Genomic DNA, 11,207 nt, shown 5'->3' with positions numbered 1-11,207 from the left:
TCGAAAAGCCAAGTTTTACCTTTTATCCACGATGGTGGACCAAAGGTGATCAGAACTGACTTGGAGTCTTCCAGTTACCCCCGTGTTGAACAGATCGTCAAATAGTTGGTACATGAACTGACGGATCTACATAGTTTCGACCATACAAAGACTTGTGGCTTACAAATACATTCAAATACGTTCTTAAGAAGTGGGTGTAATTCGAGATCCAACAGACTAGATTAGAGTCAGGCAAGAGGAGACTAATAACTGCTAACCGAAGGGGTTGGCTAGTACATATAACATGACTGTAGCCCTTTACTGTTGCTAATAATCTGATGTTATGGAACTGCACTTATACGTCGTGGGACTTCAATAACCCCATATTCCTTAGGGTCAAAAACCGGCATTTACGCTCCTTATAGTAGGCCGCTGCAATAGGAAAACGCGTGATAAACACTTGTTTGACCTGCCAGTTGGCATTCTGATTTATTCCCATGGTGAAAAGTACAGCAGGTAGACGGCTCTCTATATAATTTGTCTTTTTCAATAACTTGTTCTGGAAACAGGCGTCTCCTTCGTAGTAATCTCTAAGCTGATTACCTATATCATAAATCGTTAACGTTCTCGTAGGGTCTTTTACTTCAAGAACGTATAGTTCTTTATTGCTCACGTCAGCAACTAAGATATCAATCTCGCCAACAGGCGAGTCGTCACTAGATCCCCACAGCTCCTCAGGACGCTGTATTCTGGGTCCAATCTTGGGTAATTCTAGTCTGTCGATTTCAGCGGCTACGTCGTCTTCCAATTGACGATTCTTTCGGTCACGAAACTGTTGCAGAGCATCGCGTAATTGTATAGATAACTCACTATCAGGTATTGGCAGTTTACCCTCATTAAGATAAGCTAACCACACCTTACAAGTACGCTCGACGTACCATGGCCCGAAAACATAATTATCACCCAAATGAAATAGCGGACATATAGTAAAACGGTATCTGCGGCCCCTCAGGAGCCAAGGTTTCCAATCCTCTCCTAGTGAATCGTTTTTTAGGCACAAACTAGCTAAGGCCTTCTTAGCCTCCGATCTGTGGCAATCTATTACTACAGAGCATAGATAATCTAGCAATACGTTTTCATCCGCAGAAGCCAAGGGGAAAAGGCTATCATGGGGATTAACCGGAAAAGTACTTAAACCCATCAATACTTCAAGCAAATCGGCGAGTCTGTAATTGAATTGATTGTGAAACTCCGTACTAATGTCTTTCAATTCCGGGTCACCATCGGGATAGCGTTCTCTTCTGTTCTTCGTTGATTTAGACCTAAGCGGCTGTTCTCGGCTGAAATCCTCTGATGCATGATCTGATTGCCAAGAGTCAATACTCAAAACGCTGTCCTTTGCTAAATCGAGTTTAAAGGCATAATCAGTTCTTATTTCGAAGGCAATTTCTTCTATGTTATGATAGTCTCGTTCGCTAAGTTGGCTATACTCAAGCAATGCAATTGCATAATCCAGCAGAGCCTCTCCTAATTCGCGAGTGATCCCCTTTGTTCCAGAAGGTCGTCTCAAGGCAAGTCTCTCCAGAATCAGACTACCAGCTTCAATGACTTGAACATTTGCACTCTGCATATTATAAGCAGCTTTCCCGAAGTCATATTCTAGCTCAAGAGAGGTTGCTGCCGATCCTAATCTTATACGCTCAATCTGGTAATAGGCCGAGGAGTTTTCTACTTGGAAATAGCCCCAACGAACTGCCTCATTGATCTCTAATTCCTGAAGATTATTGTCCAGACGATCCCGTAGGAAAGGAAAGACTCTATGATTAATCAAATCACGTGCTTGTTGACCTCGATACTGGGCTGGTTTTACACCTATTGATGCTAGCATCCCAGCTATTTCTACTGTTGTCTGCGCTTTGGTCGAAAGACTTCTCTTGTGCGGTGCGCTTGGCTTATTCCAAGTATGATTGGTGTATATTCCGGTTACATTTATTCCTTTCCTGCTAGAAATATTAACCTTTGCTAGCAATGAATCTACAACGTTATGTGGTGCTTTAACTGCATACGCAATACCTTTGAGTATAGCTTTCGTCAGAAGTAGCTCTCCTTCAATTGTGTCTTGCCCCATGAGTTCAAGCAGACTGTCTCGGTAGAGTATAGCGACACCTATTCCCTTTTGGGGTAGTATTACACCCCTACTAATGACACATTCCTGTGGATTGTTATCGAGATGAACGACTAAATGATCTAGAGATGGCGAAGAGCGAAGAGTTCGTTCACCATAAAGCCAAATCACAAGCCTATCCTGGCTATCTTTGGGAGCAGAATTGATTAGTTCTTTCGCAGTGTCACGAATCTCTTCGTATCTGCGTAGTATTGACTCAGATAGTGACTCATTATGGGTAACATCATCAATATGACTTTCTCTTGAGCACACGTGTATAGTTAACGTGTTAGGTACGAGAGTAGAAGTTCTGACTACTATCCCAATTAGCGAAATCGGATCCATCAATCTAAACGTGTCTTGGTTAATCTTAGGGCACTTACATCGTTCTGGAACACCTTGTTCTATCATCAATCGGCGCAAAATTGCTATTTCCGACAAACTCTGAGTTTCTTTTTGTGAGTATAGATGTGGTTCTACAAACATAGCATTAGGGTATTTATCAGCAGACCAAAGGAAGTTGTGGCCGTTGTCTCGGTACCAACCCCATACGTCAAGGAAGTCAGTATATATTAACCGTATATTCGATTCCCTTAACCGATATATCGCCTTCAGGAAGCGGACAAAATCTAGAGCATCTTCAATATCATGAGTCATCGCTTTTAAATCTGTGAGCATCATTACTTCCGTATTCGTCGGAGTACTCTCCAGGCCTATAACGATAGGCTCCAAGACAATCTGGTTGGTTATTATTAGCGGATATACAGTGAACTCGACACTGGGGTCTAAGCTCAATGTTTTTTGATCAGAGTCTCTAACTACTGAAAGCTGATGAGTATCATCTAGTTTACTAATGAGGTCACAAACGTTTGAAATACTCATGCGAGCGCAGTCAACGCTCTTTTGGAATTCTTCTGGATCGATACCTGCTGCTGATTTCACGGCTATTAATTTGTCGATATCCACGAGTAGTATGGCGTCTATTTCCTTTGAGGTTTCACTTCCCCGCTTTAGATGAACATCTGGAAATAACATTACGTCAGGAGTCTGATGACTAAGCATTGCTAAGTATTCAATAGTTCTTTCTTTAGTACTATATGCGATTGTCCTGTTTATTGCCGGGTCTGCGGTTAATATCCTTGCTTGCTGTGTGAATAAACTCACTAAACGACTCAACCACATTTGAGGGAACGGGATGATATACCCTCTACCATTCTCAAATATGATGAATAGATTAGTCACAGTTTCGTAGTCTATGGATACTTCCTTTGATTCTGGCTTTCTTGCCTCCGTTTTTAGCCAAGTCTCTATTTCCCGTATGTAGCTCGCTGAGAGAGCATTATATGCCGTATTCCAAGACCCTATTAAGCATTGCCACCATTTCCTTTGGAAGTCTAAAGGAGGTGCCTCCAGAAAATTACTCGGGTTAGAATCAACGTCGCTAGTTAACCTCTCAAGTTCACCAATTAGTACGTCTTGTTGCAACAATGACAAACTGACTAAAGCTGAAGGGCTGAATCCTGACTTATTGCGAAAAAGTTCATCTAACGGAACGAAGTCTTCAAGAAATTTACCCATTAACGCGAGAGGACGCTCCATATCACCGAAGAAAAAGCGGTAAGGTTTGTTATGCCAGCCAATCGGTATGTCGGTTCTTTGATCTGCTACGTAGATATCACTTATGCTGGCTAATAAAGATGCATCCTTTTGGGGAATTGAATCTATGAGCTGCGATAACAAGTGTGATAGGTCATCTGAATCCATGTTGACGTTTTTGGATAAATCAGGTAGCTTTAACCAAAGATATAGACAGTAGTAAAGAAAATTCCTGTTTGGTGGCCAAGCAGCTGCTGCTGAAATTACTTTTCTAAGTTTGGCTTCCAAATCACCAGATCCGTAATCTCTGTTTCCTGTTAATATATCAGCTTTTCAGGAATATCTCCATTGAATATCCGGAATATGAGTGCGTTCACAAGAAATCTTCTTGTCAACTAGTTGAACAAACCATCGTCTTGGCACCCATGATAACCAAGCCCATCAGGTAGCCGGCAAATAATCGGGGCACTCCTTTGCACCCGTCACCTTTGCATGCACTTTTTCCCGCGGCCTCTTTTATGCACGGTTTAGTGGTCCGGTTACTCTTGGCCGCAAGCGTTGCACAAGCTACCCCCCTCCCCCCTATATAAGCCCTGGCCCGGTGGCAGTGCAAAGCTAGCAGTGCAAGAAAAGTGCAAGAATACCACGGCTCACGCTTGCACCTGTTAACCTAAGGCTTGCACATACCACTCATCGGAGTGTTCAGAAATCGATTCCCACAATATGATTTCATGCCAACAAGTACAGAGAAAGATAATACACCAGGATTCAATTCAATATCGAATGAGAATGGCAGATTTTTATTTCTTCTTTGCCCGGTGGCCAAGGGAAAGTCGCTGAAAATACATGCGTTGATTGTCCCGATACCTTTCGAGGCTTGTTAAGAGTTCTAGGTATCGTCCCCCTAAGCCCACCTAAGGGGATTCGAACCGATTCTGTCAACTCCCCAGCCAATTGATTGCCCCTCCCCCGCATTATTGAGTAGCTTCCTCGTTTGTTGCCAGAGATAGTATAATGACAACCAATGAACATTCCAGGATTGATCTTTCTTATTATTATCGTGTCGATAATTATTGTCGCGATTTGTCGCAGACGAAACAAACGTTTTGATCCTGTAGCCTTCAAGAAACATTACGATTCAGCTCAAGACTTTGAGGATTATATTTCAGAGCTGAAGAAAGACTATATTTCGAAAATAGTGAAGCGAACTGGCTTGACGATCTATGAGGACGCATATAACGTCCTGAAATCAATAAAGAAATGGCCCCCAAAGTTGAATGAGGTTAACATAAACCACCGCATCATCAGCAATTTCATAGATCATTATGAGAATTTCGATAACTATGTACAGATTTGGAATAGAGAGTATATCCAACGTGAATTAGACGAGTGTTCACAGATGTTTGACGATATTGATGGGAAGAGTCTGGATGAACAACAGCGCACTGCTGTCGTAAATGGTGAGATGAATTGTCTTGTGGCAGCAGGTGCTGGTTCCGGGAAAACACTGACGATATCTGCAAAGGTTAAATATCTGGTTACACGTAAAGGGGTGAAACCTGGAGATATCCTGTTGATTACATTCACGAGGAAAGCGGCTGAGGAGATGAGGAAACGCATACGCGAAAGATTAGAAATCGACGTTGATGTATACACGTTCCACAGTTTCGGCTTGAATATTCTTAGAAGAGGTCCTGATGTAGTTCAAGATATACTAGACGAAAACGGCATTAGTCGAATCTTTAAGAAGTACTTCGGCGAGTATATCTTCCAAAGTGAGGCTAATGTTCGTGACCTGATTCATTTCTGCGCTTATTTCCTGTATCAAAATCCAGCCAAGAAAGGAAAGTATTTCGAGGATCAAATAGAGACGTTAAAGATAATGGATTTGGAAACCCTTAAAAGCAAAATGGCGCGTCACTCATTTTCGACAGGATCAAGGACTGGTAAAAGGTTAAAGACTCACAAAGGAGAATATGTTAGAAGCTTCGAGGAGTTGCAGATAGCTAACTATCTGTTCCTCAATGGAATTGAATATGAGTACGAAACTAACTACAAAGGTAATTCATTCCCCAACAGTTCAGTTAGTCTTTATAGGCCAGATTTTTACTTACCGAATTATGACATCTATATTGAGCATTTTGGTGTAGACCGCAATATGAGAGCCAGTTTCTTATCTGATGAACGAGAGAGACATAAATATGAATCTTCAATGGAGTGGAAACGCAGGGTACACAAAGCCAATCGTAGTGTGCTAATCGAGACCTATTCTTTCCAGTGTCAGGACGGTAATATATTTCACAAACTTAAGGAGACTCTCAGTAGTTACAATGTGCAATTCAAGCCAATCGATTGCAGCGAATTTTACAAGAAAGTATACATTGATGGTGCGGACCGTCTGTTTGAGGAATTCACCAAACTGATAAGGTCATTCCTATCTCTATACAAAGCTAATGGCTCGAAGTTAAATGCTGATCCTGGGAGTATTAGGACAAAGCTGTTCATGCGCATTTTTAATAATTTCTTCACTTACTATGAGGACTGTTTGCATGAAACAAATACCATAGATTTTGATGACATGATTATAAGAGCTACGGCACTTGTATCGGACATGAAATTTACCTATAAGCAAGTGATGATAGATGAGTACCAAGACATATCACTTAGCAGATACAACTTGATAAATCGATTGGTTGATAACACTAATGCCAATCTTTTCGCAGTGGGTGATGATTGGCAGTCGGTGTTTAGGTTCGCTGGAAGTGATATTAAACTATTTTCTAAGTTTGAACAGAATAATATTCCGTGTGAGTTATTCAAGCTGGAGACAACATATAGGAGTCCGCAAGGGTTACTCAGCATGGCAGGTGATTTCATATTAAGGAACAAGGATCAGATTCCCAAGAATCTGACCTCAGAAAAGCACAGAGATAAACCTATTCGCCTGATCATTTATAATAGCGGCGTTGAAGATAAGAGAATTGCCTTTGTGAAAGCGGTTGATATGCTTGTAGAAGAATATGGCGTCAATAATAGTATTATGGTCCTTGGTAGAACAAAATATGATCTGGAATTCATGAACGATAAAAGCGATAAAACCTTCCGACTTTCATACGATAGATCTAGAGAGAAGCACAAAATCGTATATGAGAAATACCCTAAACTCAATATGTATTATCTTACTGTGCATAAAGCAAAGGGGCAAGAAGCCGATAATGTGATAATCGCTAATGGGGAGTGCGGCCTTCTGGGCTTTCCGAATGAGATCGAAGACGATGAAATGCTTCAGCTTGTCTTAAGTGAACCTGATAAGTTTGCTTTTGCAGAAGAGCGTAGATTGTTTTACGTTGCGCTAACCAGGACTAAGAATAGTGTTTATATTTTAGTACCAAATCAAAATCCCTCTTGTTTTATCGATGATATCATATGCCACCCTGAAGTCAATTTGGTACCACTCGATAATGTCGAAAGAGTCGACTTTAATTCTAGTCTTAAATGCCCAAGATGCAAGAAAGGTAATTTGGTTATGCGTCTTAATTCCAAGACGAGTGAACACTTTATGGGGTGTTCTAATTACCCGCGCTGTGGATACACTCGTAAGATTAATTGGAACGACAATGATCAACTTGCAGCTGGCTAAAGGAATACAGCCGAACGGTAGGCAAAGCTGTTCTAAGATAGATACCTTCTTACATAATGTAAAGCAGATTTCAACAAACGAGGGCAAAGGTTCTGGAAAAGGTTTTACCTTTTGTCCTGCACGGTCTACCAAAGAGGACTGGAACCTAGCGTAGAATTCTATTTCTTATCTATTTCGTACAACTTATAATTAATCATGAATCGCATTTATCTTGCTGAGCATGGTGACTGTGTTACAATAAAACTACATAGCTAATTTCTCGAGTGGTCCAGGGTAATCATATGGCAAGAAGGACTATCATCCATATCGACCTCGACTCTTTCTTCGTGTCTGTGGAACAGGTCCTTAATCCCGAACTCAAAGGTAAACCTGTTGTAGTCGGTGGCAAACCTGACCGAAGAGGGGTAGTCGCGACAGCTTCCTATGAAGCGCGAGCTTTTGGTCTTCACTCCGGCATGCCACTGGCTACCGCTGCCCGATTGTGTCCGGAAGCCATCTTTATCGAAGGGAATTTTACCAAGTACCGCGAATTCTCCCGGAGGTTTATGGTAATTCTTAATGCATTTTCCCCATTTATTGAACCGATGGGGATCGACGAAGCTTATCTGGATGTAACCGGTTTTGAATCGATACACGGTTCCATTCGGCAAATGGCAGACGAAATGAAACAGCGAATTCAGAGTGAATTGGGACTCTGTGCTTCAGTTGGTATAGCGGGCTGCAAAGTAGTCGCCAAAGTTGCATCAGAGCTTTCCAAACCGGATGGTCTGATTGAAGTAGCTCAAGGTGAAGAACAAGGTTTTCTAGCACCTCTACCTGTAGAAAAACTGCCCGGGGTTGGGAAGCAGACTGTGAAGGTTATCAAGGGCTTGGGAGTGCATACAATAGGCGCACTATCCCGAATATCTCCTCGCGCTCTAAAAAGTAATCTCGGTGCCGCTGGGGAAATGCTGTGTCGTTATGCTAATGGTATTGATGACAGACCGGTATTGCCACCCGGTGAAGCTAAGTCGATCAGTCGGGAGAACACTTTTGGGGAGGATACCAGAGACCATTCGTATCTCGAGGCAACTCTATGGGCTCAAAGCGAAAAGGTAGGATCTGACCTTCGGAAGAAGAGCAAACAGGCAAAGTGTGTGACTCTCAAGTTAAGGTATGCAGATTTCTCAACTATCACCCGCAGTCGCACGCTTCGCGAAGGTATTGATACCGACCGGGCGATATTTGAAACAGGCCTTGATTTACTCGAGCGGGCATTAGCTAAGGAAAGACAGGCGGTACGGCTGATTGGTATTGGTGTTTCGAACCTGGTGGAATTGAGTCAACAGGCAACGCTATTCGCCCCATCGGCCCGAAAGCTGGAGGCATTGAACAAAGCCATAGACGGCATCCGAGATAGGCATGGGTTTGATGCCATCCAGACCGGACGCGCAATACGGCTTAAGGACATTTCATTTCAGTCTTGAAGCAAAAAGCACATGATCACCGCATCGATACATAACTAAATCCAGCCCCTAGGCAGAATCTCTCCTTTAAGAAATACGACAAAAAACCCTTGACAAATTGCACAGATGTGCTACAATTAGCCCATTGGACATAAGTACAACTGTGAGGACCAGAGAGATGCTAGAGAAAGTAGTTGATACCCGACGGCGTATAGTCGATTTTACTCGCAGTTTTATCGAAGAAAAGGGTTACGCCCCAACCATGGCGGAGATACAGAATGCCCTAGGCCTTAGCTCTAAATCACTTGTCGAGTACCACTTGAAAGCTCTTGAAGAGCAGGGTGTCATTAACCGGGTACCAGAGGTAGCGCGGGCGATGAATATTTCTGGAATCGGTAAGAGATCCCGGGCTGTTATATTACCCGGGGTAATAGCCGCCGGACAGCCAATCCCTGTACCCACCGAGGAAACCTGGAATATGACTGCCCAGGAAACCGTCGAGGTGCCGGCTGGCATGTTACCGAGTAATATCCAGGTTTTCGCTCTTAGAGTGAAGGGTAAATCCATGATTGATGCCTTCGTAGATGACGGTGATATCGTAGTTCTGGAGGCAACTTCCGCAGTGGAGAACGGCCAAATGGTCGCCGCCTGGCTGACCGATAGACAAGAGGTTACCCTGAAGAAAATATACTATGAGCCGAACCACATACGCCTACAACCTGCCAACGAGAGCATGAATCCCATCTACGTCGACTCGAGCAAGTTACAGGTGCAGGGGCGAGTGATAGCCGTGTTAAGGAAATATAGCCTGGATTCGCGCTAGGTGATTTATAGGGACTAAACCCCCAAGCGCTAATTATTCGGTTGAGCTAGAACGTGAAGGCGATTGGAGTGTTGTCCCTCCTCAAATTAAAGGGAGGGAAGCGTGCCGGGGGAAGAGAAACAAAAAACCAGGATACTTCTTGCCGATGGGCAACGTATGGTACGGCAGGGCATACGGCGCATCTTTGAGGCTGAGCCAGACTTTGAGGTAGTTGGTGAAGCCGATGATGGCAACCAGACGGTCAAACTAGCCCGGGAACTCAAACCTGATGTCATTGTTATGGAAGCACGCATGGGTAAGCAGGACAGCGTGGAAACTGTAAAGCGAGTTAGGGCACAGCATCCCGAAGGTGCCATCCTTGTCTTGACTGCGTTAGAGAATGAAGAATATATTGGGGATATGCTTAGGGCTGGTGCCGGTGGCTGCCTGCTGAAAAGCGATGATGCTGACAAACTGATAAAGTCTATTCCATTCCTCAGAGCGGGAGTGTTTGTCTGCGATTCTACGGTAGAACAGAGAATTCTGACACAAGCTATCCGACCACGGAAGACCGCTGTGAATGCGGCGGAACACCTGACACGCCGGGAGCTTGAGGTTCTAAGATTGGCGGCTAAGGGTATAACTAATACGGCGATTGCCGTCGAGCTTGGTGTCGGTCCACGCACGGTCAAGCAACATTTGGCAAATATTTATGGCAAGATGCATGTAGCTTCCCGGACCGAAGCGGCTTTAAAAGCCATGCGAAACGGATGGCTCAGTCCTGAGCGTGACTAGCCACTCTTTTTCCTTGACATCAGCCGAGCGAACTTGATAGACTAAAGCCTCAGCGGGGAATAGAGAGATGACTAGGATCACTAGTAAGGTAGTTACTTCAGTCCCTGCACATTGTCTTTTAGAAGTAGCCGGGCTTCTTGGAAAAGGGGATGGCTACTATCTGGCGGGTGGATTCTTATTCCGAAGAGAGTTAGTGGCGTGGAAAACGCGATCATTAATATGTTAACGAAGGTTACCACCACTGGGACGATGGCCATTTGGCCGAGGACACTTCGTCGGGGTGTAGCGCAGCCAGGTAGCGCACCTGAATGGGGTTCAGGTGGTCGACGGTTCGAATCCGTCCACCCCGACCATTTTTGTTCGCAGGGCTCCTCTCCAGCAGACGGGAAGGGTTGTCAGTAAGTAATTCCCAAGGTATTCCAGAGACAATCTACGTCGTCTCGTCGCAACTGATCTCACTCCAAAGTGCCCCTTACCCGCTCTATCAATCGGCAACACTAAACTGGGTCACTATCCGTATAGCAAAATCTAGCGGTTTTTTACCAATGCTAAACTATAGCCATTAAAATAAGCATTCAAAATAGCGCCAAATAGCGCCTAAAAACGTGCCATCGTTATCAATTCACGCGACATTGGTAGTATCTTGGCTCTGGTTTGTCATTAGAGTCAAATCATACGATGTATCACCTGCGTTCTCAAATACCCCTTGGGGGTTCGGTGATTGGCTTAGTCTAACATTTGGGATAATTGGTTTCGTTTCTATCATGGTTGATTTAAGAGGAAGAG

General features: G+C 43.7%; 5 protein-coding genes and 1 tRNA gene. 5 read left to right on the top strand and 1 reads right to left on the bottom strand.

The window, feature by feature from the left end:
* Positions 1-334: 334 nt before the first annotated feature.
* The gene (locus PHI12_02535) at positions 335-4,027 is read right to left on the bottom strand and encodes a hypothetical protein (protein MDD5509679.1); all 3,693 of its coding nucleotides are present in this window, start codon (positions 4,025-4,027) and stop codon (positions 335-337) included.
* 1,111 nt (positions 4,028-5,138) lie between these two features.
* Here PHI12_02535 and PHI12_02530 point away from each other — a divergent pair.
* The 5 genes from PHI12_02530 to PHI12_02510 all read left to right on the top strand — a co-directional run bounded on the left by PHI12_02530 (position 5,139) and on the right by PHI12_02510 (position 10,774).
* A complete protein-coding gene (locus PHI12_02530; GenBank protein MDD5509678.1) occupies positions 5,139-7,379 on the top strand; it encodes a UvrD-helicase domain-containing protein in 2,241 nt (746 codons plus the stop codon).
* A 281-nt stretch (positions 7,380-7,660) separates the two neighbouring features.
* Entirely contained in the window at positions 7,661-8,845 is a 1,185-nt protein-coding gene (gene dinB, locus PHI12_02525; GenBank protein MDD5509677.1) for a DNA polymerase IV, read from the top strand.
* Between the two features lie 157 nt (positions 8,846-9,002).
* A complete protein-coding gene (lexA, locus tag PHI12_02520; GenBank protein ID MDD5509676.1) occupies positions 9,003-9,647 on the top strand; it encodes a transcriptional repressor LexA in 645 nt (214 codons plus the stop codon).
* 102 nt (positions 9,648-9,749) lie between these two features.
* A complete protein-coding gene (locus tag PHI12_02515) occupies positions 9,750-10,421 on the top strand; it encodes a response regulator transcription factor (protein MDD5509675.1) in 672 nt (223 codons plus the stop codon).
* Positions 10,422-10,697: 276 nt separating this feature from the next.
* A tRNA-Pro gene (locus tag PHI12_02510) sits at positions 10,698-10,774 on the top strand.
* The last annotated feature ends 433 nt before the right edge of the window (positions 10,775-11,207 follow it).

Source organism: Dehalococcoidales bacterium (assembly GCA_028716225.1).
GTDB lineage: Bacteria > Chloroflexota > Dehalococcoidia > Dehalococcoidales > UBA5760 > UBA5760.
Note: the sequence above shows the minus strand (reverse complement) of the source record. Positions and strands in the feature narration are given on the sequence as shown.